Raw genomic sequence first — 22,466 nt, 5'->3', positions numbered from 1 at the left:
ATTTATGAAAATTACGCAGACCTTTTGGACGGGACTAAACGATGGTGTGACCAACCTGGATATCAAGGCGGGGTGGAGGTCTGCGGAATACCATTGGATGTCATGGGCTCTCAGCTGTTTAACGTTGCGAAGACAATATGAACGTGTGGAGCTTTATACCGATGAGTTGGGCAAACACATATTAATTGACGTGTTAAAACTTCCCTATACCAAAGTACACCTCATATTTGATGAATCCTTTCAATGCAGGCCCGAGCTGTTTTCTTTGGCAAAGATCAAGACTTATTCCGTTCAGGATGAACCGTTCTTACATGTTGATGGAGATATATACCTATGGCAACCCTTTCCAAAATCATTTTCTGAGGCTGGACTTATCGCATCAAATCTGGAAATGGACCTTTTCTTCAATAAGGAGATTCTGGAAACCGTACATGAAAAAGGATTCAAAATCCCAGACCATTTAAAGGAGAAACACAAGGATGACCATATTTATGCGTGTAATGCAGGAATCTTAGGTGGTGGTGACCTGGATTTCATCAAAAGATATTGTGAAGAAGCCAATGCACTCATTTCGAAAAATCCAGACAAATTGGAGCTTGTGGACGTTGGCAAATTGAATTGGTTGATAGAACAGGTTTCGTTGTACTATCTATCAAAGAAAGAGGAGGTTTCAGTGTCCTATTTGTTCGAAGAACCGGTCATAAATCCATTGTATGAGGATTATTGGAGATTTTCGGACATCCCCCATGTAAAACTTATCCATCCCGTAGGAGGTTGCAAAAAAGAGGCTTTTGTACTTAACCATCTTTCAAAACGACTCCGGTTAGAGTACCCCTCCGTATACTACAACATACTATATCAATGTCAACACATTGACGTGGAAAATAGGCTGTATGCTTACTTCCACAATGGTCCTTTGCATATGATAAATGGTAAAAAAAAGACCGACCTAAATGTTGCAGAGTATATAAATGGTACTGGCGTTAAAAGGACTTTTGCAAGAACCATTCATCTGTTACATCGGATAGATGATGTTTACCTGGCCAATTTTTGGGAGTTGAGTAATCATATCAATGCAAGAAAACAGGACAAATTTACCGGATTACTGGAAGAGGTCTATGGATTGGAAAGAAACAAATATATTATGTTGTCCAAACTGAACGAAGACCATGTGGGTATTAAGGAACACTTGTATTTGCAAGATATGCATCGTTATGCTTTGGCATCAAGGTTCTTTTTTAGTGAAAATTGGATGGAACATGGGATTGAGCTTGCAGAGGGAGTTGAAGTTTTTGAAAGCTCATGGGATGTTAATGTGCTCTCAGAAAATAACGATGGAAGTATGCTTATGGAAAATTTGGATGATACTGGCGTAAGATATGTGATTACACTACATCCTAACATTATGAATCTTGATATTGTTGAAACAAGACATGATGGCCTGGACGCAGCCCTTCTCAGCCACATAGGTAAAGGTAATATCCGAGCGTTGGCATCTGAACTGACCAAATATTTTGAAGACGACCTTACCATTGACAATGTACAATACCAAAAACTTCTTTTTGATACCATAAAGCGAATGGCCTTTGAAAACCTAGTAGAAGTCAAATAATTCAAGGGATTTGTCCACAAATGGAATTGTGATATTGGTAAATATATTTTATTGTAAAAATTATATTACTAAAAATGTAGGATTTTATTTAAATTTTTATAATTTAAGGGTGTTAAATATTTACTAATCATTTATTTCTGAAAACTATGAACAAATTGAATTTAGGACAGGAACTGTCCAAGAACGAACAAAAGAAGATCCTTGGGGGAGCAACCTTGACATGTTGGAGCAACAACCTGCATGATTATGTTACCGTGTACAATTTCTCTAACTGCTCTTATGGACCGGCTTATTGCCAAGGGGCCCATAATGGATATGTTACATCCTGTTCTTGATCAATCTTTAAGGCCATAAAAATGAAAAGATTGAGTCTTGGGCAGGAATTGTCCAAAAACGAACAAAAGAAAATTCTAGGTGGAGGGGTGATCTGCTACGCTCCTCACAACCCCCCGGAATATCAATACGTAACGGTGGGCAACCCCGTCGTGAACTGTTCTAACGGACCTGCATATTGTGCCGGAGTTTATTATCAAGGATCCATGGTGTCTTGTTGGTAATCCACAACTAAAAGTTGAACCTAAATATTCTAAATCATGAAAAAGTTGGATCTCGGACAAGAGCTGTCCAAAAATGAACAAAAGAAGATATTGGGTGGCGCGACCTTGAGGTGTGACCACCAATATGCACAAGTCGTCTACAATTTCCCAACGTGTTCACAAGCAGCTGCGTATTGTTCAGGTGTTTGGCACTCCGGGATAGATTACTGCTATTAAAGCAGGGTAATCGAAAATGAAATTGGGAATACTTCATGGGGTATTCCCAATTGTTTTTACGGCATATTGAGTAAATGTCAAATTAGCTTTTACCCTTTGAAAAAAAACTTTCCCTTCTACAAGCAGCCCGATCTAAAGGATTGCGGCCCTACATGCCTAAAAATAGTTGCCAAATATTATGGTAAGCTCATTTCGTTGAAGCAGATCAGAGAGCTTACAGAAACCACGAGGGAAGGTAGTAACCTATTAAAATTGAGCGATGCAGCTGAAAAAATCGGATTTAAGTCCTTAGCTCTAAAGACCAACTATCAAAAACTCAAAAATGCCCCACTTCCCCTTATTGCCCATTGGGACAAAAGCCATTTTGTGGTCATCTATAAGATCAAGGATGATGTGATCTATATCTCCGATCCGGCATTTGGACTGATTTCTTTTCAAAAAGAAGAGTTCTTGACCCGTTGGATCGGGAACAATGCCAATGAGGCCACGAACGAGGGTATTGCACTTTTACTTGAGGTCACCCCAAAATTTAGATCACAAAAATGGGAAAGGACGGATAAGAAGTCCTTGCTCTTCCTCTATCAATATCTTTTCAAATATAGAACACTGGTAGTTCAACTTTGTGTAGGGCTTTTGGTTGGCAGCTTGTTGCAACTGATTTTTCCTTTTCTTACCCAAAGTATTGTGGATATTGGGATACAGAACCAGGATATCAGTTTCATCTATGCAGTTTTATTTGGACAGATTTTACTTTTTTTGGGTAGGATAAGTGTGGAGTTTTTTAGGAGTTGGATCTTGCTCCATCTTAGTACACGGATCAATATTTCCCTGATATCCGATTTTTTTATCAAATTGATGGCCCTGCCCATCTCTTATTTTGATACCAGGATGACCGGCGATATCATGCAACGGATCAACGATCATAGCCGTATAGAACGTCTTCTTACAAGTGACACCCTTAATACTCTTTTTTCCTTGGCCAACCTTTTTGTCTTTGGTTTGGTGCTTATCTATTATGACATATCCATTTTCAGCATATTCATAGTGGGAAGTGCCCTTTATGTGGTTTGGATATTGTTCTTTCTGAAACGCAGAAAGGAACTGGACCACAAACGTTTTTCCCAGTTGAGCCAAGAACAGAGCACGGTCATTGAGTTGATCAACGGTATGCAGGAAATAAAAATGAACAATGCCGAAAAAAAGAAACGATGGGGCTGGGAATTTGTCCAGGCCCGACTCTTTAAGGTGAACATGCAAAACCTGGCCTTGGAGCAGACGCAGGAAATTGGATCCTCCTTTATAAATGAGTTGAAGAATATTGCCATTACGTTCACCTCGGCCATCATGGTGATCAACGGGAACATTACTTTGGGTATGATGCTCTCCATCCAATATATAATAGGTCAGTTGAATTCACCTATTTTACAGTTGGTCAATTTCATTAGAACAGCACAGGATGCAAAGATAAGTTTGGAACGATTGGGAGAGATTCATGACAAGGAAAATGAAGAAAACGAGAACAGGACCTACATATCCAGGATCGGTCCTGATAATGATATCAACATCGATAATATCTCATTTAGGTATTTGGGGAACGATGTCAATGTGATGAATAAATTATCACTGACAATTCCTGCTGGAAAAAAAACAGCCATAGTGGGCATGAGCGGAAGCGGCAAAACCACTCTCATGAAACTCATCCTTAAGTTTTATGAGCCAAACGAGGGTAAGATTTTGTTTGGGGACCATAACCTGCGCGATATATCACATACCGCTTGGAGGGCAAGTTGCGGAGTGGTCATGCAAGAAGGCTATATTTTTAACGATACCATAGCCGGTAACATCGCTGTAGGGGTAGATGTAATCGATGAGGAAAAACTGCTCCAGTCCGTAAAATTGGCCAATATCTATGAGTTTGTACAATCATTGCCATTGGGGTTCAACACCAAAATCGGGAATGAGGGTATAGGTATCAGTACGGGTCAAAAGCAGCGCATATTCATTGCCCGAGCCCTATATAAAGACCCCCATTTTCTATTCTTTGACGAGGCGACTTCCGCATTGGATGCCTCCAATGAATCCGAGATCATGGAAAACCTTGATGTTTTTTTTAAAAACAGGACCGTCTTGATCATTGCCCACCGTTTGAGCACGGTACAGAATGCCGATCAGATCGTGGTACTTGAAAAGGGGATGATAAAGGAAATTGGCAACCATGAATCCCTAATTACCAAAGGCGGTGCATATTTTAATCTGGTAAGGAACCAACTTGCCCTTGAAAAGCTAAAACTGACCAATTGACCATGGAGGGGAAGAAGGATGTAATAAAGTTGAATCTAAGGTCTGAGGAAGTTCAGGAGATTCTTGGTACACCCCCATCTTGGATCGTAAGGTGGGGCATTACCTTGGTCTTTGCCTTTGTGTGTATTCTTATTGCATTGTCGTTCATTATCAACTATCCGGATTTTGTGTCCGCTAAAGTGTTGATCACGACCAAAAACCCTACTGAAAAAGTAGTGGCCCGTTCTTCTGGTCAGATTGAGAGCTTTTTTGTGAAGAATGGAGATTCCGTAACCAAGGGTGAGGAATTAGCTATCATTAAAAACATTTCCAACTATGGGGATCTGTCCCTTTTGATGCAAATTGTGGATACCATCAATTTGGTGGAAAACGGATTTCAATTTCCGATGGAGACTACTTCCGCATTGACCTTGGGTGATATAGAATCCTCCTATTTAGAGTTTGAGAAAAGTTACTTGGAATTCACTTTATTAAAAGAACTATTTCCATATGAAAACCGATTGAGTGGCAACAAAATATCCTTAGAGGAAGTAAGAAGCCAACTTTCTGAACAAATGGAACAAAAAAAGATTTTAGAGGAAGAACTCAACCTAAAACAGATAGAATATGACCGATACAAAGTATTGTTCCAAAAAGGGGTGATCTCCCAACAAGAGTTCGAATCCAAAGGCCTCGATTTTCTTCAAGCCAAAAAAAGCATGAACAGTACGGTAATTTCGATCTCACAAATGAGGGAGGCCCTCTCATCGGCGAACCAAGATTTAAGGGCAACCTACATCAATAAAGAGCTGGAACATGCCCGGACCAGGAAGAATCTGTTGCATTCGTTCAACGCTCTAAAAAAGGCCATCAATGATTGGAGGTACCAATACGTTTTGTCCGCTTCAATTGATGGTGTCGTAAGTTTCAATGAATTCTGGGGAACAAACCAACAGGTGACGGAAGGTGATGTTGTTTTTACCATCCTTCCGAAAAAAAAATCGGACTTTGTGGGTAGGCTTACCATCGCTTCCCAAAATGCAGGAAAGATCAACGTAGGCCAAAAGGTACTGATCAAGTTGGATAATTTTCCCTACCAGCAGTTCGGAATGCTGATCGGCATTGTGGAAAATATTTCCATTTCACCGGATACCCAAGGAAACTATGTTGTGTATATTTCGTTAAAGGATGGTATGAAGACATCTTATAACCAGAAAATCGATTTTAAGCAAGAAATGCTCGGTACTGCAGAAATCATAACTGAGGACCTAAGCTTAGCTGAAAGATTGTTCTACAAGGTGAAGAATTTATTTAGCTATTGAGCATCCATGAAGGTTCGGTCCCATAAGAAATTAAAATGCTTACCGAGGCATCGTTGATTTGGTTCTGGGGTTATACAAATCGATGGAACAAACTTGGGATGCTCAAAAGGGAAATTGCATTATTTTTATTTTCGATCATTAAAAGAGCAACTTTTACAGGTCCAATTTGGAAAAAGAGCATAAAGGATCAAGGCAGAAGGCTTTCTCTTATTTTTCAACTTAATTTTGTGATGAATTTGACTATATTGAGTGCAGCCTTCCAGTAATGGATGGTGCTATGGTCATTAATCCACCGCTAAAACAGAGTAGTGTGCTACGCAGTAAATACGACCCACAACAAAGAATTACCGTTGCAGTTGATTGTATTATTTTTGGGTTCGATTCGGAAAAACTAAAATTGCTTCTATTCCGAAGGAAAGTGGAGCCTTTTAAAGGTTCATGGTCCCTTATTGGTGCATTGATTAAAAATGATGTGTCCTTGGATCAAGGGGCCAGTGAAATACTTTATCGGCTAACAGGTCTTAGGGATGTATATCTAAAGCAATTGAAGACCTACGGTGCCGTGAACCGCGATCCTGTTGAACGGGTTATTTCCGTGGCCTATTACAGTTTGATCAGGATAAACGAATTTGATCTAAAGGCTGTGGAGGACCATGATGCCAGATGGTTTGATTTGAAAGATGTACCGGACCTATTGCTAGACCATGGTAGAATGGTCCAGGATGCCATCAGAAGCTTAAGGCTGATGGCGCGGAACAGACCCTTGGGATTTGAATTGCTTCCACAACTTTTCACATTGCCCCAACTACAGATTCTTTATGAAAGTATCTATGATACTAAATTTGACCCGAGAAATTTTAGAAAAAAAATTCTTTCCTTGAACATATTGGAGAAAACGGACACGAAAGACATGTCGGGTTCAAAGAGAGGTGCCTTTTTATATAGATTTAGAAAGAATTCTTTGGATGGCTCATCAATGAGCAACGGAGAATTTGAAAAACTTAAAGAAGTTATTCAATTCTAGTTGGATTTGATTCACAGTTACGTGGCTTCAAAAAAATAGTAAGTATTGCTTCAAAACATAAGGCGTAACGATGGCAAGTACGCATGGTTCATAATGGCTTTGGTCATGTATTGACTTATCTTTTGCAAGCAGGGGATTTACGGAACGCTGGCAATGTAGCTCTTGAAGAAAAGGACGATCTGATTGAATCTTGCGTCGTATATCACTTTATACATCCGTTTCCGGTCTGCGGAAATAGTTTTTGGGATGTCCATAAAACGGGACCACTATGCCAGCAAAATTTATTCGGACTGTGCCAAGGATTTTATTCCCACTGTTTTCTCCTGAGCAAAACCTTGGCATAATCACGGGCCATTTTGTCTCCATAATCTTGATACGATCTTTGGGCCCACTCCAATGCTAGGTCCGTATTGCCCAATACTTCATTTGCCACGGCAATATTATAGGCGGCCCTGCCTGCCGATTTACTTTTACGAACGTTGGCAATTTCTGACCAAATGGAAATGGCTTCGTTCCAGTTGGCCACCTCGGTACGGCGCCAACCGGCATCAAAAAGGCGTTTGTCCCGCCCCTTACCTTTTTTGTACATATCTCTTCTGACCCTAAAAAAACTGGGATACAATCGACTTGTATAATCCAACCCTGAAGCATAGGCCGTTTCCGGAAGGGCTGTCAACGGAATTCCGCCGTTGGCCAGGTCAAAATCCATAAAATGGGTTTGTTGGAACTGGTCCAATATTGTTTTGGTGCTCGGATCATAAAGACGCCAATAACTTACTACGTTCACCCGGGCTCGACGTGGTATCCTGCCGCTGGGCTTTCCGGTTTGCAACACGGAGGATACCTGCTCCACGGCGGTATTCAACACAAAATCAGAGTTGGAATCGAAGGTTTCCAAAACCAAAAGGGCATCGGATTCCGTTTCATCACAAATCTCACTTACTTTTTCCCAATCCAGTATATCGGGGGTTTTCCGGGTGCCGGTTCCGGGTAATCTCAAAGTGGTTGGAATGACCAACCGAATATCATCTTTGTTCCTAAGCCCATCAAAGATTCCCTTAATGGCTTCGTCCGAAGCCAATTTATCGGAACCAACAATTTCTCCAGTGGCAATCGATTCCAAGGTTTTGTTAGGTTTTTCTTCTTCGTTCGTAAGGCAACGGTTTACTACGGCAATATCATCTATTTCCCTTGGAAGCACCAAAACTGGTTCTTGTGGGTAGTTCAAATAGACGTAGCCAGAACTGGCGCAAGAAAATAGACTAAAGCAAAATGTACCAATGATGAAGAGGTGAGGTTTTTTCATGATTGTAAAATTTGGTGGGGAGTAAAAAAACAACAAACGTGCCAAAAAAAAATGAAATTTTGAATCCCATTCCTAAAAACGTTTAAGCATATATTTTATTTTCAATGGGTTAGAATGGGATGTGAATAAGTTTCAAATTGATTTGGTCAAGAATGGAATTTTTATAGATTTTGTCAAAAATGGAATGACAGAGTCTTTAGGTTGATAAAATGATAAAAAGTATTATAATTCCAGCTTTGAAAAAAGATTAATCTTACAATTTTTTATATATTGAGCCATCTCAACCAACACTATGAAACACCTAAGACAACAGGTTTACATGTCCTTTGGGGTATTGCTGGTAACAGTAGTTCTTGTAATGGGCATTTTGCTTCGAAATGGATTTTTCGAGTAAACCGAATTACAATTTATTCTACATTTTTATCGGTTCGAGGGTAACCTTAGTTGCTCATGAGCCGAATGAGAAAGTTAACCCCTGTATTCATTGTGCTACAGGGGTATAAAGTGGAGCCGGAGGGATTCGAACCCTCGTCCAAACAAGCAATAACAATGCTTTCTACATGCTTAGTTTTCGTTTGGTTGTCGGCGCACGACCGACCGAAAACCGCCTATCGTACGCTTAGCCTCTTAAGTTTTACGACCTTATCGAAGCCATAAGATCGCTATGTTGACTTTTATGGTGCCCCTTTACGAATCGCCGCCAACAAGGGCTATTCAGGGACATCTCGCTTCTCCGCCTAGCGGAGACGAGGCATTATCCTACTATAATTCAGATTATGCGGCAAGAGCGTAATTATTATCGCCATTTAAAAGGTTGGAACGGAGATTAACGAGCATCAATTCCATTGCTCGGCATGCTTACATAGCCATTGGTCTTGCTGTCAAAACCGGTCGGCCCCAATATGTTCAAGAACTTTCCCCAAAAGGATCGCAAAGTTAATCAAAAGTTTGCTTACCCTTTCCAAACCTCTTATTTTGGTCAACAATTATACCAAACCATTTTATGAAATTCGGAATCATTCGAGAACGTAAAAACCCGCCAGACCGCAGGGTGGTGCTCTCCCCTTCAGCATGTCAAAATGTCCTTTCCCAGTTTCCGAAAGCCCTGATTTTAGTGGAATCTTCCCCTATAAGGGTGTTCACGGATGATGAGTACAGGGAAAAAGGGCTTGAAGTAGTGTATGGCATGGATGCCTGTGAAGTGCTTTTGGGGGTGAAGGAAGTACCAATTGATGCCTTGATATCCAACAAGAAATATTTTTTCTTTTCGCATACCATAAAAAAGCAACCATATAATCGGGAATTACTTCGTGCGGTTTTGGATAAGAAAATTGAATTGTATGATCATGAAGTGATTACAAATCCAAAGGGACAGCGGCTTGTTGCTTTTGGTAGATATGCCGGTATCGTTGGGGCTTACAATGGCTTCAGAACCTATGGATTCAAGTTCAATCTGTTCCAATTGCCAAAGGCAGAAACCTTGAAGGATCAACAGGCACTGATTTCAGAACTAAAAAAATTGCACTTGCCCAATATCAAGATTTTGCTCACCGGTAGGGGCAGGGTCGGTAATGGGGCCAAGGAAATGCTGGATGGCATGGGGATAAAAAAAGTAGGTGTCGACGATTACTTGAAAAAGACCTTTTCTGAACCCATCTATTGTCAGATAGATGCATCGGAATACAACAAGCGTAAGGATGGTGTAAGGGGCAGTAAAATGGATTTCTTTCAAAACCCTCACGAATACAGATCTAATTTCTTTCGGTTTGCCAAGGTCACCGATTTTTATATTGCCGGACATTTTTACGGTGACGGTGCCCCGTATCTATACACAAGGGAAGATGTTAAACATCCCGACTTTAATATAAAAGTGGTGGCCGATATCAGCTGCGACATTGATGGGCCAGTGGCCACGACCATTAGGGCGTCAACCATTGCGGAGCCGATCTATGGTTATGACCCTATGACCGAATCCGAAACGGATTTTAGGCAAGAAAAGGCCATCGCGGTCATGGCGGTGGACAATCTGCCTTGCGAACTGCCCAGGGATGCCAGTATTGGATTCGGGGAAGCATTCTCCAAATATGTGATCCCTGCCTTTTTCAACAATGATGAGGAAGGTATCCTGGAACGGGCCCGGATGACCCAAAACGGCAAGCTTACCCAACGATATGCATATCTTCAGGATTATGTGGATGGTAAGGAATAGGCCATAAATCGAGAAACCATTTTTTTGGCTTGCAATCAATTGTTTTTTAGTATATTGTTTGTCCTATTATTCTGAAAAGTGCATTTTAATTGGTTGACTTTGGGCGACGAGAACCCGGCCACAAAAAGGGCCTGCATCGATATGGAATACAGCCTAAGGCCCAGGATCACCAAATTTTTATTGAAAAAAATCGATGGGGAATGCTGTGGGGACTTCTCCTGTTTCCATTTTGATGTGGATCTCAAGCGCAAATGGGTATGGATATCCGAAAAGACCCCAAGGGAATGCATCAAGAAAATCTTACCCGATTTTGACATCGAGATCAATGGTTCCGTTGTTCCTTCGGTGGCTTAAGTTTAATCCTCGACCTTGAGAGCCCATTCAATGGTGGGTTGTTGCTTTGGAGCCACATAGGCACCCAATGCTTTCAGTTTTAAGGTTATCCCGTCTTTTTTGTCCAAAGTTTTAATGTTGATGGTCTTTGTGCCACCTGCAGGAACCGTGAATACTGGGGAACTTGAATAGAATGTGTAGGGCATTTGGTTTTCAAAGACGAGGTCACTACTGGAAACGTTCTTCAAGGTAACTTCCAAAATGGAAGTTTTGTTAATGTATTGGGCCTTTTCAACTTCTATGCAAGCATGCAAGAGCGGAACCAGGTTTTCCTTCTTTCCAACCAATAAAGAATTGAAAACGGCCACTGTTCTCCCTGTGAAAAGAGCCTCCTTTAAGGATTCTGCGGTTTTTTCCTTGGCGAAAACCAGTGTTATGGGACGATCATGTCCTTTTTCGATATAATCCCAATCAATAAGACCATGAATATCGCTGGTTCCCATAATGGTCAAATTGTTTTCCAATGCCAATGCCAAGGACTCTTCTGCATAATCCCCGGTATTGATTACCTCAATACCATGGAGTTCACCTTTTTTGATACGCTCTTTTTGAAAATCACTCAAAATAGGCGTTCCTTGTGGTGATTGTGCGTACCACGCTGGGTGGTTCCAAAAGATAAAAGCACCCTGATCCTTGGCCTCTGCAAAGGAAGTTTCCGCCTTTTCGTTCAACAATTTGTTGGCATCCTGTATAAAAACCGCATTATTGTGCCCCATAGGAGCCTGTCTGGTAATTTCAGACCCATGGATGATCAATAGGTCATGATCCTTGGCTTCCTGCAACGCCAAATGATATGATCGGTTGCGGTCAGGGTGGGGTATGTCTTCCTTGTGGGGCTGGTATTCCAAATGCTCCGTTAATGAGATCACATCCAGATTATCGCGAAGCGCTTCCATTACACGAATGGTGGGCCAAACGTTTCCATCGGAAAAAACAGTGTGTTGGTGCAGGTCGGTCTTCAAGGTCTTGTATCCAGAAACATCTGGGAAAGTGATGGCCCGAGAACTTTTGTGCGAATGATCCTGCGCAGATACGGCCAAAGTGGAAACAAGAGCAATAAAAAGAAAGTGGAATTTCATATCGGTGGTTTTCTCAAAAGTATGAAACTGATTGGTTCCTAACATTAATAAACTGTAAACAAAAAATGGTCTCACCCTTAACTTAGATGAGACCATTGCGTATCCAACTAATCTGAAATACTGGCCCCTGCCCAATCTATTTTACGGGAGGTGAACATGATGATGGACAAGATTACAAAGAGCCCAATACTTCCCACCAGAAGGGCGTAGTCCTCTATCTGGATAATGACCAAGATAAAGGTGTACAATCCCAGCATGGACCCCAATATTAACAGTGTAAATTTATTGCTCTTCAAAATTGTTCTGGAGTATACGGTTATCAATGTTACCACCGAAGCCCCCGATATCAAATAGGCAAAGAGGTAGTTTTTATGTTCTGATATGGAGATCAGTAGCGTGTAGAACATGACCAATGCCAAACCGATCATCAGATATTGAAATGGATGAATATGTATTTTGCTGCTGATCTGTATCAAAAGGAACACCAACAAGGTAAGACCAATAATCATAAGTCCATATTTGCTGGTGCGTTCGGTTTTTTGATAATCATCCACTGGGATTAAGAATTCCGTGCCGAATGAAAATTCGTTTAGATCAGGCAATTGATCAAAAAAGGATTGGCCAAAGCGCCGGTTAGTTTCCAAAACCTTCCATTTGGCAGTGAAGCCTTTGTCCGATATTTCCTTGCCCTCTGTCTCGGGAAGAAAATTTCCGTTAAAACTAGGCGAGTGCCAGTTGGAGTTCATGGAAACTAGGGTCTCTTTCCCTATGGGAACAAACTGTAAACTAGTACTACCATTGATGGTGATTTCGGATTCGAAGCCCATAGGTTTTTCTTGTAGTTCATCAAGATTTTTGACAAAGCCGGACTCCAGGGTGTTCATGTAGGAGTTGTCAAACTTAGGATTGAGCGTATATTCTGTATCTCCCAATTTGATGTTTACTGTGTTCCGGATGCCTTTTAAATTACTCACCTTGAATAAAACAGTGGCCTTATCCCAAAGAATATCCCCATCTTTCAATTCAATTTCAGTGAAACTGGGTGAGGCGAACTTTCCATTAATGGTTGAAGCCGCACTAAAAACCACAGATTCATATATGCCACGCTCCAATGGTTTAGTGGAAACGTCGGAACCTATTTCCAAATTATTTGGAAAGAAATAGGCATGCTGCCGAACAGCTTTTTGATTTATCATGTAGGTTTTTGTTGACTCGTTGAAGATTTTCTCCTCTACATATTGCTGGTAAGGTATTTTAAGGATTGGGCCATTGATGATGACCTGCCCTCCCCATTTTGAATTGATTTCTTGGATTACTTCTGCTTGTCTAAATCCACGTTCCCGTATCAAATCGCTAACAAAACCTAATGGTATCAATAGAATGAGTATCAAAAAGCCTACTGTGATCATTTTTGCTGATATGGAATGTTTCAGCCAGTTTCCGAATCTTTGTTTTTGTGATGTCATGTTATTAAATATTAAAGTACTTTGAAATTCAAAGTGAATGGATAAAAAAATTATTCTGGGTTCCTGATAAGATGCTCCAGAGCATCAATATGTTTTTTGAAAGCTTTCCTGCCCACACGTGTGATGATATATTTGGTGTTGGGTTTTTTGCCAATAAAGGATTTTTCTATTTTGATGTATTCTGCATTTTCAAGGGTTTTGGTATGGCTTGCCAAATTTCCATCGGTAACGTCCAAAAGTTCCTTAAGCCGATTGAAATCCACCTCTTCGTTCACCATAAGAATGGACATGATGCCCAATCGTATGCGATGGTCAAACAACTTGTTTATGTTATCAATAAGTCCCACTTTATGCCTTATCCTCTTTTAAATACATGATACTTCCATACACAATGTGCAAAATGCCAAAACCCAGTACCCAAAACCAAAAACCATAGCCAGGAAATGCAGCACAGATTAGGCCAAGGACAATTTGGGTGTAACCAAGATATTTTACCGTGCCAATGGTGTATTTTGATGCATTCACCAATGCCAAACCATAGAAAATGAGCATGAGCGAGGCGGTGAGGCCATAGTGTTGGCTGTTCAACTTGATAAGGATATAGATACCCCCGGTCACCAAGGGGACAAAAAAATTGACGAGCAATCGTTTGGTCGTGTCGTCCCAAATTTTTTCATTGTTCTTTTTTGCCTTTCTGGTGGTTAACAAATAAGCAGTGACAAAGCTTAGCACAGCCACTAGGATTAATATACCCATAATTAGTTTAAAGTTCCTATTGTGTAAGGTGACGTAGTCATCAACCCCAGGAAGTAAAAAAAAGTAGGCAACAAGAGAACCGATGATAGCATATATTCCGGCCAGTATTCCTGATAGGCCACTTAATGATATGAACCGGGAAGAACGGTTCATCAAATCTTTAATCTGTGAGATATCATCCAAATATTTTTTTGAATCCATTTTAAAGTACTTTGAAATTCAAAGTTATAATTAATTTTCATTTGAACTAATTTTTTTTGAGATTGTGTATCTAAATAAATTGAAGGATGAACCCTGCAGAAAACTATATCCTGAATCAAGTAGAACCTTTTAGAAGCATCTTATTGCAATTGCAGGTGTTGGTAGAAACAACAATACCAGAGGTCAGGTTGGATTATAAGTACAAGTTGCCCTTTTACTATTTAAACAACAATCCGTTTTGTTATTTCAACGCTTCCTTAAAAAAGGGTTATGTTGATATGTGTCTTTGGAACTCGGCCCATTTGACCGTCCATCAAGATAAATTGGTTACTGATGGGCGAAAAGTTATGAAGTCATTACGCTATTTTAACCAAGAGGAAATAGATGGTAGGATTGTTGTTCAACTTTTACTGGAGGCCAAGTCGGTCAACCACAAAGGATTCTATAAAACTAAACATCGTTAGTGGCAATTTTACTTTTAGATTTCCCTAGTTTGAAGAAAGCAATCCACAATGCTACCAACCCTAAGATCAGCCATAGCAAGTCAACCAACATTACTTGTTCATGGCCATTCCTGTATGCTTCCCAAAGCCAATTGCCTGACATAATACCATTAACCACAGGTATCCAAAGCGCCAAAATACCGCCAGATATTAAAGTCCACCGGTTGGTGAAGCCAATATTGTTTTTGAAGATGAAAAAGAGTGTGGTGATCAACCATACCGGGAAATAGGTACGGTACAGGAAGGTCATGTCCACATTTTGGGAGCATTTCACAATAATGAATTCCAAGGCGGTAACGGGGAACATGGACAAACATACGGCCATGTATACATTGGCCACTTGCTGATTGAACCTGCGTCTTTTTTCGGGCACGTTCCTTTTGTCACGGGCTACTAGCCAGATCATGACCCCGGACAAGATTACAAAGCAGGATACCAATCCGAGGATAAAAGAAATCACCCGCAAGCCATAACCGGCATAGTCTCCAAAATGGAGGCGGAACATGATGTTCTTTACGCCATCCAGATAAGAATTGTTGGTCATGGGAACTTTTTCTTCTACTACAGATCCGTCTTTAATTTTATAGATTCGGTGACCTATACCATTGAGCTTGGAACCATATCCCAAGTGCCCACTAATGGATGCATGCATATTGACATCCCCAAAATTGAAAAGATGCACCTCTTTTACCCGGAAATCCGGCCAATCGTGTTTCATTTCGGCAATCAATGGATCTATTTGGACGGGTTCTTCCAGCTTTTCGTTGTGAAAGGCATAAACAGGATGGTTGTATTCCAGATCTTCATACAGTTTGTTCTGGTCCCCATTGTACAGTCCCATTACAATAGGTAGAATCAAAATTCCCTTCAATAAAAAGAAGGCACCGGTCACGGCATAAACAAATTGAAACGGAAACCCGATCACGCCCAAAGCGGTATGGGCATCAGTCCAAACCGTTTTCAGTTTGGCCCATGGTCTAAACGTGTAAAAGTTGGATACGATTTTGTTCCAGTGTACCAAAATTCCGGTGATGATGGCAAAAAGAAAGAAGAATGCCACCAATCCCGCCAAATAGCGTCCGTACGGGTAGGGGATTTGATCCAAAAAGTGAAGGCGATATAAAAACTCGCCCAAGTGATAGGAACTCCTATAATCCGAGGTGGTCTTATCCTCGGTATCCATATAGAAAAAAGCCCCGACCTTGTCTTTCTCCGTGGCCAACGAATCTTTGGAAGCCGATAAGCTTACCGAAATGCTCCGTTCGTTGAAATAGTGGTAGAGTTCCACATCCCTTCCCTGGAGGTTGTAATTTTCGGAAAGATCTTTCAAATACTGGTCTACACTCCCCGGAATGGCATCTTCTTGGGAAACTTGGTGTCCACGTTGCCAATTGGCAATCTCGTCCCGGAAAAAGGAAAAGGAACCCGCAAAGAAAATAACGTAAAGTGCCACACTGATCACAATACCACTCACGGTATGCGTATGAAAAAGGATGTTGTAAATTCTGTTCCCCATAAGATCAAACAATTGGAAGGATTTGGATCCCGAAATAATATACCAAGCCTAGGGTTGCACTTACAAGCAGATAAAGACCCCAAATTTTCCAACCATTTTTGGCCAAAAAGGCAACCACCATCAAAATGGCCCACAAAATAAAAGCGGTGAAAGTACTGGTGATGATGATGTTTACATGGTCGAACCAACTGGCCAATGCCAAATGGAACATGACGGCCACTACCAAGCCACCTATGATTGCAGCGGTGATTTTGGCAAAGCGTTGCCATGGGGACTGGGTCAAATATTTTTTGTTGGCTGGCATCTTAAAACAAGAATAATTCGAAGATTAGGGATGATATAAAAGCAATGGCAAGGATTCGGTAATTCAGTAATTGTAGTGGGGCCAAAAGAATGACAAGGCTGGCAAAGGTCATTAATAGGATGCTAAACGTGAACACTCCAGAACCCCATCCCCATTGGTAACAGCTAAGCCCCAATGAAATGATCATTAGGGCAGTGCCGATAAATTTTGAGGTGCTTGCATGTTCACCGACCCACTTTTCCATACCAAAACTATGGATGACCACCATTTTTTTAGAGGTACCGTAGAAGAGATAAAAGGAAATGAAAATGAGCAGTGAAACGAAGGTGACCATAACTTGCAAAGCTGTTATTTAATGCAATGTGTGGCGCAGTGCCAAATAAATTGATAATCCTCGCCTTTGTAGGTGCCAGGAACTTCTTCTTTGATGGTGGTCTCCACAATGTATTTGGTATCCCAAGGTCTTGCAAAGGAAACCTGACCATTGTCGTCGGTATATAAAGTCTTGGACCAAAGATCTGCGACATATACCTTTAACTCATTTTTGGCCAAGGGCTCACCTTTATAAAAAACCTGAAGCTTTACTTCAGAGTTTTCATTGGCCAATTGTTTTACCACGATTCCATTTGGGTTTGCCGTTTGGGTATCTCCATCAGTCATCCCTACCTGTACTTTTGCAGTGGAGTGGTAGTGGGTCTTGAAAATACCAAAATCATATTGCGTATAATCGATGACGTCAATTTCATTGTTGTTAAGGGCAACGGTGTACACCCCGTTTTGGGTAGGGGTAAAATAGGCCAGATAATGATCTTCCTTGGCTTCGGTCTTCAATTCGGTCTTGGTTCCATCCGGGGCAATTACCCAAAGGGTAAAGTTGGCTACTGATGGAAAGGCTTCGCCTTCCACCTTTTCGATGACACCATAGGTGTACTCCCCAAAATGGACTCGGACTTCATGTTTTTGGCCCGATTTTGCGTTGCCGTTGGTTTCAATCCATAAGTAATGGGCTTTGGCCGATAGGGATGCAAAGAAGAAAAGGAGATATATAAGTCTTGTTTTCATGATAAGGTTTTAAAGGGTCCCTGTGCTCAGGGACCCAGTTAAATTTTTGATTAAAAAGTATAGGAAACGGTCAATCTGCCATTAATGCCAGGCTCGGATTGCCAGTATAGGTAACTTCCATAGTTGGCGCCGGAATATAGGTACTCATCCAAAATGTTGTTGATGTTCACCTGTACCCTGAAATGATCGTTTCTCCAAGAAAGGGCACCATCCAATCGGAAATAATTAGGTAGATCGGATTGGTTGTCCGCTGCCCAGGCCCATGTGGAACGGTCCACTTGATATTGGTAGCCCAAAGAGGCACCAAAACCTTTTAAGGTGGATGATTCGGCAAAGTTGTAGTTCAGCCATCCATTGGTGACATGCTTGGCAAAACCGGCCACCAGATTCCCGGATTGATCCTCCACATTCGTGTTGGCATAGTTTAGGACGAGGTTCAGCTCTGGGGTAATCTGTCCCTGTGCATCAAATTCGATTCCTTTGGATTCAACCTCTCCGGAATAGATGGAGAAATTGTCATTGGGGAATGCAGGATCACCCACTAGGATCTTGTTCTTATTGATTTTATAAACACCTAATGAGGTTACCAATCTTCCATCGAAAAAGTTGGCTTTGATTCCCCCTTCAATATCTTTTCCTTCCACAGGGTCGTTCAAAATATCGCCTGAACTGTTTACGCCGCTCTGGGGTAAAAAGGATTGGTCATAAAGGGCATAGGCCGTCAAGGAAGGGATAATGTCCACGCTTAATCCAACTCTGGGGGTGAAAACATCATCAGTTTCGGTTTTGCCTAGTGAGTACAGGTTGGTGTATCTTCCAGCGAGGGTCAATCGGATGTGATTTTCCAAAAATCCGATTTCATCCTGGGCGTAATAAGCCCTAACTGTACTGGATCCATATGGGGTTCCACCATTTCGGTATTGAACCGATACCGAACGATCAAAATTGGTCTCAGGACTTACGCCGTAAACAGGATTGTAAATGTTAAAAGGTCCATCGGTGTCCACTGGAGAAGATTCGAACCAATCGGCCCAATAGGTTTTGTCACTATAGTCAAAACCGCCCATGATCTTATGGGAAATACTACCGGTATTGAAGTCGCCATAGATGTAGACCTGTCCAAATTTTCCGATGGAAAGGGCATCCCATTTTGAAGTATATCGATATGCATCGCCATTGTCTGCCATGGACAGCAACCAAGTGGAGTTTCCTACTTGGTCATAGCGCAGGTATGCCAATTGTCCTTCCATGCTCCAATGGTCTGAAAATTCATGTTTCAGGTTGGCAAAGAAGGTCACTTCCTGGATATCGGTAATGGGATAATCGTTGTTGGTAAATTTAAAATCCCTGTCCAAACTGGCATACCCTGCGCTTGCTGGCGCGAAGATGTAGGCAGAACCCAAATAGGATTCCGCTTGTTGAAGGTTCATTTCCGTAGTAATGGAGGTCTTGTCCGAGAACTTATAGGTCAAAGATGGAGCGATCCCATATCGGGTAACATCTTCATTGCCTCTGTGGCTGTCGGTGGTTTGATACATGGCATTGAAACGACCCAACAACTTGCCATTTTCGGAAAGTTTACCACTAACATCAACAGTTCCTCTAAAGAAATCAAAACTACCAGCTGAGAAGGATGCATTGGCAATAAATTGCTCAGTGGGTTTTTTGGTCACTACGTTGTAGAATCCTCCAGGTTCCCCGGCAGACATCATAAAGCCCGCAGGACCTTTCACAAATTCAATGCGCTCTACGGTATTCATGTCCTCGGACAAGGGTCCCCAAGTATCCTGGATATTGACACCATTCCTAAAGGCGGGCAAACGAAATCCACGCATATGGATACGGGCAAATTGTCCCCAATGCTCCAACATGGTCACACCGCTCACGTTACGGATCACTCCGTCCATGATATTGGTTGCCTGTTGGTCCCTTAAAAGATCGGCACTAACGACCTGCACATTTTGGGGCAGTTTCGCCAATTCGGTCTTTAGGCGAAGGGAAGTTGAAGGTTTGTTTTCCACATATTTGTTATGATGGCCTTCAACAATTACTTCGTTCAATTGTTCCTGTTGTTCCGAAAGGGCAACAGTAGGTACTTTGGTGGTCTGATTTGCTGAAATGGAAATGGCAGCTTTTTTTGTTCCATAGCCTACCATGGAGAAGGTCAACTCGTATAATCCAGGTGCCAAATCGTTGATCTGATAATTCCCAGAATCGTTAGTGGTTGCTCCTAAACTGGTATTGGAAAGGGCAATGTTCACGTTGGATAAAGGGCTGTTCCTTTGGTCGGTCACTAATCCTTTAAGATTTCCGGTTTGGGCTTGCGAAGTGCAGAAAACTGCCAAACACAGGAGAAGTACTATATTCTTCATTTTATTATTTATAATTGGTCTAAATAAATTTCAAGTACAAATTTATATTTCAACACTTGTTTGGCCAAATAATATTTAGACTAATTATAAATAAAACTTAAAATAAATTTTAAATTATTGAAAATCAGTAATTTTTAAAAAGGATAATGTGATTTAATCATCTCTAGAGAGAATTGACAGTGGTCCTAATGGCCGTTAAATCGGTCAATAGCTTTTCCAATAAACTTAGATCCAACATGTTGGCCCCATCACTTTTGGCATTGGCAGGGTCAAAATGGGTTTCCATGAAGAGTCCATCCACGCCAGCGGCAATTCCAGCCCTGGCCATGGTGCCGATCAAGGCGGGCCTACCACCTGTTACTCCAGAGGATTGGTTGGGCTGTTGTAGGGAGTGGGTCACATCCAAAATCACAGGGGCATATTGTTTCATGGTAGGGATGCCCCTAAAGTCCACGATCATATCGTGATAACCGAACATGGTTCCGCGATCGGTGATGATAGCTTGTTCATTTCCCGTTTCGGTCACCTTGGTCACGGCATGTTTCATACTTTCTGGACTCATGAACTGTCCTTTTTTCAAGTTGACCACCTTGCCGGTTTCTGCAGCAGCTACCACCAAATCGGTCTGGCGTACCAAAAAGGCAGGGATCTGGAGTACATCCACATATTCGGCCGCCATAGCGGCATCGGAAATTTCATGGATGTCCGTTACTGTGGGTACCCCAAAGGTATCGGAGACTTTTTTGAGAATTTTCAATGCTTTTTCATCGCCAATACCCGTAAAGGAATCGATACGGCTACGGTTCGCCTTTTTAAAACTTCCTTTGAAAATATAGGGAATCTTGAGATGGTCCGTAACGGCAACCACTTTTTCGGCAATTCGCATGGCCATTTCTTCCCCTTCAATGGCACAAGGACCGGCCAAAAGGAAAAAGTTGTTGCTATCCGTATGTTTTATCTGAGGGATTTTGGTGATGTCCATTTCTTAAAGTTTGCACAAATATACTACATAAGCTTGGTAACCTTTTTAGATTTATCACAATCAAAACCCTCAATTATGACCCAAAAATTACTCCTTGTTCCCTTTATGGGCTTATGCTGTTTTTCCGTCTTTTCACAATTTTATGAAAAGGGGAGGACCTTTGATCTGATCAATCTGGAACGCCATCAATTCAAGTTTGATTTATTGAGTCCTGGATTCAGTTATGAATTGGGATTGTTCAAAAACCAAAGTGTCTCTATCGGTTTGGGTTTGGCCACTGCCACTTATGGGGAAGGATATGCGTTTGGGTTGACCATGAATAACAGGTATCGCTATTACCACAATTTTCAAAGACGCATCAATAGGGATAAGAATGTTTCGGGCAACTCTGGAAATTACCTAGCCGCGGCCCAGGCCATTTTCTTTTCCCAGTTGCGGATATCTTCCAATATTGATGGACCAAAGGATTTTAACCTCGGTTTTTATGGGATGGTATACGGTATCCAACGAACCTATAAAAACGGGTTCAATTTTAATGCGGAACTGGGTGCCGGGCTTTACAAGGGAGATGGTGTTCCTGATGGGTATGGGCCATTGATCCATTTTACTTTTGGATGGGTGGCGACCAAGCAAAAATCTAGAGAACCACAGTTTGATTAAAACACATTCGCCAATGAGGAATTTTGGGAATCTGAATACTTTTTTTAAAAAGTATATGTTATAACAGTACCAAATGTACCTACTATGCGCCGTTTCCTTTTGTTGGTGATGTTGTTCACTGGCTTTTTGAGCCATTCCCAATATGGCAAAAACTGTGAGATACGCCAGATAAAACTGAACATCTTCAATCCAGGCCTTGAATATGAGATGGGTGTTGGGGTTAACAGTACTTTGGACTTTAGGGTAGCATGGCAAGTGGCCTTGGAGCCGGCCAGTAGCGAACCCATGCAAAATCTGGACTTTTTCCCTGCCATTACCACCCAATATCGGTTTTATCACAACTTCAACGGTCGTTACCATCGTCGTCGTTCCATTTATGGCAATTCCGGAAATTATATCGCTCCAACAGCTGCCCTTTTTTCGCCCGGACAACGTACCGTTGAAGGACGGTTGGTTGATGGTGTGCATGGTTATGGCGGATTGGTATACGGCATTCAACGCAGCTATAATTCAGGAATCAGCTTTTCCATTGATGCCGGCGCAGGGTACTATGCCGGACCCTTTAAAGGTGGCATTTACCCCGTTGTGAACCTCAGTATTGGTTTCATCATCAGCGAAAAACGGTGGTGTGTGGGTCTGTAGTACT

General features: G+C 41.6%; 22 protein-coding genes and 1 other RNA gene. 11 read left to right on the top strand and 12 right to left on the bottom strand.

The genetic code is table 11. The features are described 5' to 3' along the window. Nucleotides 1–4 precede the first annotated feature (4 nt). The 6 genes from GTK07_RS09720 (at nucleotide 5) to GTK07_RS09695 (ending at nucleotide 7,011) form a co-directional block, all read left to right on the top strand. Nucleotides 5–1,612 carry a DUF6734 family protein gene (locus GTK07_RS09720; RefSeq protein ID WP_163635059.1) on the top strand — a complete coding sequence of 536 codons (1,608 nt, stop codon included), beginning with the start codon at nucleotides 5–7 and terminating at the stop codon, nucleotides 1,610–1,612. A 146-nt stretch (nucleotides 1,613–1,758) separates the two neighbouring features. Further along, a complete protein-coding gene (locus GTK07_RS09715; protein WP_163635058.1) occupies nucleotides 1,759–1,947 on the top strand; it encodes a hypothetical protein in 189 nt (62 codons plus the stop codon). A 21-nt stretch (nucleotides 1,948–1,968) separates the two neighbouring features. Continuing rightward, complete coding sequence (locus GTK07_RS09710) at nucleotides 1,969–2,169, top strand: hypothetical protein (protein ID WP_163635057.1); 201 nt, start codon at nucleotides 1,969–1,971, stop codon at nucleotides 2,167–2,169. A gap of 312 nt (nucleotides 2,170–2,481) precedes the next feature. After that, a complete protein-coding gene (locus tag GTK07_RS09705; RefSeq protein ID WP_163635056.1) occupies nucleotides 2,482–4,686 on the top strand; it encodes a peptidase domain-containing ABC transporter in 2,205 nt (734 codons plus the stop codon). A gap of 2 nt (nucleotides 4,687–4,688) precedes the next feature. Next, entirely contained in the window at nucleotides 4,689–5,987 is a 1,299-nt protein-coding gene (locus GTK07_RS09700) for an HlyD family secretion protein (protein ID WP_163635055.1), read from the top strand. A 310-nt stretch (nucleotides 5,988–6,297) separates the two neighbouring features. Continuing rightward, the gene (locus tag GTK07_RS09695) at nucleotides 6,298–7,011 is read left to right on the top strand and encodes an NUDIX hydrolase (RefSeq protein WP_313790794.1); all 714 of its coding nucleotides are present in this window, start codon (nucleotides 6,298–6,300) and stop codon (nucleotides 7,009–7,011) included. 304 nt (nucleotides 7,012–7,315) lie between these two features. Here the strand turns inward: GTK07_RS09695 and GTK07_RS09690 are convergent, their stop codons facing one another. Next, nucleotides 7,316–8,317 carry a DUF6340 family protein gene (locus tag GTK07_RS09690; RefSeq protein ID WP_163635054.1) on the bottom strand — a complete coding sequence of 334 codons (1,002 nt, stop codon included), beginning with the start codon at nucleotides 8,315–8,317 and terminating at the stop codon, nucleotides 7,316–7,318. 502 nt (nucleotides 8,318–8,819) lie between these two features. Beyond that, nucleotides 8,820–9,216, bottom strand: a transfer-messenger RNA (tmRNA) gene (gene ssrA / locus GTK07_RS09685). 104 nt (nucleotides 9,217–9,320) lie between these two features. Here ssrA and GTK07_RS09680 point away from each other — a divergent pair. Both GTK07_RS09680 and GTK07_RS09675 read left to right on the top strand, forming a co-directional pair. Beyond that, nucleotides 9,321–10,526, top strand: coding sequence for an NAD(P)-dependent oxidoreductase (locus GTK07_RS09680; RefSeq protein WP_163635053.1), 1,206 nt, complete (start codon nucleotides 9,321–9,323; stop codon nucleotides 10,524–10,526). Nucleotides 10,527–10,625: 99 nt separating this feature from the next. Further along, nucleotides 10,626–10,880, top strand: a complete 255-nt coding sequence (locus GTK07_RS09675) for a hypothetical protein (protein ID WP_163635052.1) — start codon at nucleotides 10,626–10,628, stop codon at nucleotides 10,878–10,880. A gap of 2 nt (nucleotides 10,881–10,882) precedes the next feature. Here the strand turns inward: GTK07_RS09675 and GTK07_RS09670 are convergent, their stop codons facing one another. From GTK07_RS09670 to GTK07_RS09655, 4 genes are all read right to left on the bottom strand, one after another. After that, nucleotides 10,883–11,998: an Sb-PDE family phosphodiesterase gene (locus GTK07_RS09670; RefSeq protein ID WP_163635051.1), complete on the bottom strand. Its 1,116-nt coding sequence runs from the start codon at nucleotides 11,996–11,998 to the stop codon at nucleotides 10,883–10,885. A gap of 107 nt (nucleotides 11,999–12,105) precedes the next feature. Further along, complete coding sequence (gene creD, locus GTK07_RS09665; protein WP_163635050.1) at nucleotides 12,106–13,464, bottom strand: cell envelope integrity protein CreD; 1,359 nt, start codon at nucleotides 13,462–13,464, stop codon at nucleotides 12,106–12,108. Nucleotides 13,465–13,514: 50 nt separating this feature from the next. After that, nucleotides 13,515–13,811 (bottom strand): winged helix-turn-helix domain-containing protein, encoded by a 297-nt coding sequence (locus GTK07_RS09660; protein ID WP_163635049.1) that lies wholly within the window; start codon nucleotides 13,809–13,811, stop codon nucleotides 13,515–13,517. Nucleotide 13,812: 1 nt separating this feature from the next. Beyond that, entirely contained in the window at nucleotides 13,813–14,421 is a 609-nt protein-coding gene (locus GTK07_RS09655; protein WP_163635048.1) for an MFS transporter, read from the bottom strand. Between the two features lie 86 nt (nucleotides 14,422–14,507). Here GTK07_RS09655 and GTK07_RS09650 point away from each other — a divergent pair, with 86 nt between their 5' ends. Further along, entirely contained in the window at nucleotides 14,508–14,885 is a 378-nt protein-coding gene (locus tag GTK07_RS09650; protein ID WP_163635047.1) for a DUF1801 domain-containing protein, read from the top strand. Here GTK07_RS09650 and GTK07_RS09645 read toward each other — a convergent pair. The 6 genes from GTK07_RS09645 to kdsA form a co-directional block, all read right to left on the bottom strand. Further along, a complete protein-coding gene (locus GTK07_RS09645; RefSeq protein WP_163635046.1) occupies nucleotides 14,872–16,440 on the bottom strand; it encodes a PepSY-associated TM helix domain-containing protein in 1,569 nt (522 codons plus the stop codon). The two genes, GTK07_RS09650 and GTK07_RS09645, sit on opposite strands and share 14 nt — an antisense overlap. A 4-nt stretch (nucleotides 16,441–16,444) precedes the next feature. Further along, nucleotides 16,445–16,744 carry a hypothetical protein gene (locus GTK07_RS09640; RefSeq protein WP_163635045.1) on the bottom strand — a complete coding sequence of 100 codons (300 nt, stop codon included), beginning with the start codon at nucleotides 16,742–16,744 and terminating at the stop codon, nucleotides 16,445–16,447. A 1-nt stretch (nucleotide 16,745) separates the two neighbouring features. Next, nucleotides 16,746–17,078 carry a hypothetical protein gene (locus tag GTK07_RS09635; protein ID WP_203583769.1) on the bottom strand — a complete coding sequence of 111 codons (333 nt, stop codon included), beginning with the start codon at nucleotides 17,076–17,078 and terminating at the stop codon, nucleotides 16,746–16,748. A 14-nt stretch (nucleotides 17,079–17,092) separates the two neighbouring features. After that, complete coding sequence (locus tag GTK07_RS09630) at nucleotides 17,093–17,806, bottom strand: DUF4198 domain-containing protein (protein WP_163635043.1); 714 nt, start codon at nucleotides 17,804–17,806, stop codon at nucleotides 17,093–17,095. 50 nt (nucleotides 17,807–17,856) lie between these two features. After that, entirely contained in the window at nucleotides 17,857–20,178 is a 2,322-nt protein-coding gene (locus tag GTK07_RS09625; protein WP_163635042.1) for a TonB-dependent siderophore receptor, read from the bottom strand. A gap of 163 nt (nucleotides 20,179–20,341) precedes the next feature. After that, nucleotides 20,342–21,160 (bottom strand): 3-deoxy-8-phosphooctulonate synthase, encoded by an 819-nt coding sequence (gene kdsA, locus GTK07_RS09620; protein ID WP_163635041.1) that lies wholly within the window; start codon nucleotides 21,158–21,160, stop codon nucleotides 20,342–20,344. A gap of 75 nt (nucleotides 21,161–21,235) precedes the next feature. Here kdsA and GTK07_RS09615 point away from each other — a divergent pair, with 75 nt between their 5' ends. Both GTK07_RS09615 and GTK07_RS09610 read left to right on the top strand, forming a co-directional pair. Next, nucleotides 21,236–21,820 carry a hypothetical protein gene (locus tag GTK07_RS09615; RefSeq protein ID WP_163635040.1) on the top strand — a complete coding sequence of 195 codons (585 nt, stop codon included), beginning with the start codon at nucleotides 21,236–21,238 and terminating at the stop codon, nucleotides 21,818–21,820. Nucleotides 21,821–21,904: 84 nt separating this feature from the next. Continuing rightward, nucleotides 21,905–22,462 carry a hypothetical protein gene (locus GTK07_RS09610; RefSeq protein WP_163635039.1) on the top strand — a complete coding sequence of 186 codons (558 nt, stop codon included), beginning with the start codon at nucleotides 21,905–21,907 and terminating at the stop codon, nucleotides 22,460–22,462. Nucleotides 22,463–22,466 lie beyond the last annotated feature (4 nt).

It is taken from the genome of Flagellimonas sediminis (assembly GCF_010500845.1).
GTDB lineage: Bacteria > Bacteroidota > Bacteroidia > Flavobacteriales > Flavobacteriaceae > Flagellimonas > Flagellimonas sediminis.
Note: the sequence above shows the minus strand (reverse complement) of the source record. Positions and strands in the feature narration are given on the sequence as shown.

Excerpts from the sequence above, each read along its gene's own strand:
- GTK07_RS09720 (WP_163635059.1), top strand. The coding sequence starts at position 5 with ATGAAAATTACGCAGACCTTTTGGACGGGACTAAACGATGGTGTGACC.
- GTK07_RS09715 (WP_163635058.1), top strand. The coding sequence starts at position 1,759 with ATGAACAAATTGAATTTAGGACAGGAACTGTCCAAGAACGAACAAAAG.
- GTK07_RS09710 (WP_163635057.1), top strand. The coding sequence starts at position 1,969 with ATGAAAAGATTGAGTCTTGGGCAGGAATTGTCCAAAAACGAACAAAAG.
- GTK07_RS09700 (WP_163635055.1), top strand. The coding sequence starts at position 4,689 with ATGGAGGGGAAGAAGGATGTAATAAAGTTGAATCTAAGGTCTGAGGAA.
- GTK07_RS09690 (WP_163635054.1), bottom strand. The coding sequence starts at position 8,317 with ATGAAAAAACCTCACCTCTTCATCATTGGTACATTTTGCTTTAGTCTA.
- GTK07_RS09680 (WP_163635053.1), top strand. The coding sequence starts at position 9,321 with ATGAAATTCGGAATCATTCGAGAACGTAAAAACCCGCCAGACCGCAGG.
- GTK07_RS09670 (WP_163635051.1), bottom strand. The coding sequence starts at position 11,998 with ATGAAATTCCACTTTCTTTTTATTGCTCTTGTTTCCACTTTGGCCGTA.
- creD (WP_163635050.1), bottom strand. The coding sequence starts at position 13,464 with ATGACATCACAAAAACAAAGATTCGGAAACTGGCTGAAACATTCCATA.
- GTK07_RS09655 (WP_163635048.1), bottom strand. The coding sequence starts at position 14,421 with ATGGATTCAAAAAAATATTTGGATGATATCTCACAGATTAAAGATTTG.
- GTK07_RS09650 (WP_163635047.1), top strand. The coding sequence starts at position 14,508 with ATGAACCCTGCAGAAAACTATATCCTGAATCAAGTAGAACCTTTTAGA.
- GTK07_RS09645 (WP_163635046.1), bottom strand. The coding sequence starts at position 16,440 with ATGGGGAACAGAATTTACAACATCCTTTTTCATACGCATACCGTGAGT.
- GTK07_RS09640 (WP_163635045.1), bottom strand. The coding sequence starts at position 16,744 with ATGCCAGCCAACAAAAAATATTTGACCCAGTCCCCATGGCAACGCTTT.
- GTK07_RS09635 (WP_203583769.1), bottom strand. The coding sequence starts at position 17,078 with ATGGTCACCTTCGTTTCACTGCTCATTTTCATTTCCTTTTATCTCTTC.
- GTK07_RS09630 (WP_163635043.1), bottom strand. The coding sequence starts at position 17,806 with ATGAAAACAAGACTTATATATCTCCTTTTCTTCTTTGCATCCCTATCG.
- GTK07_RS09625 (WP_163635042.1), bottom strand. The coding sequence starts at position 20,178 with ATGAAGAATATAGTACTTCTCCTGTGTTTGGCAGTTTTCTGCACTTCG.
- kdsA (WP_163635041.1), bottom strand. The coding sequence starts at position 21,160 with ATGGACATCACCAAAATCCCTCAGATAAAACATACGGATAGCAACAAC.
- GTK07_RS09615 (WP_163635040.1), top strand. The coding sequence starts at position 21,236 with ATGACCCAAAAATTACTCCTTGTTCCCTTTATGGGCTTATGCTGTTTT.
- GTK07_RS09610 (WP_163635039.1), top strand. The coding sequence starts at position 21,905 with ATGCGCCGTTTCCTTTTGTTGGTGATGTTGTTCACTGGCTTTTTGAGC.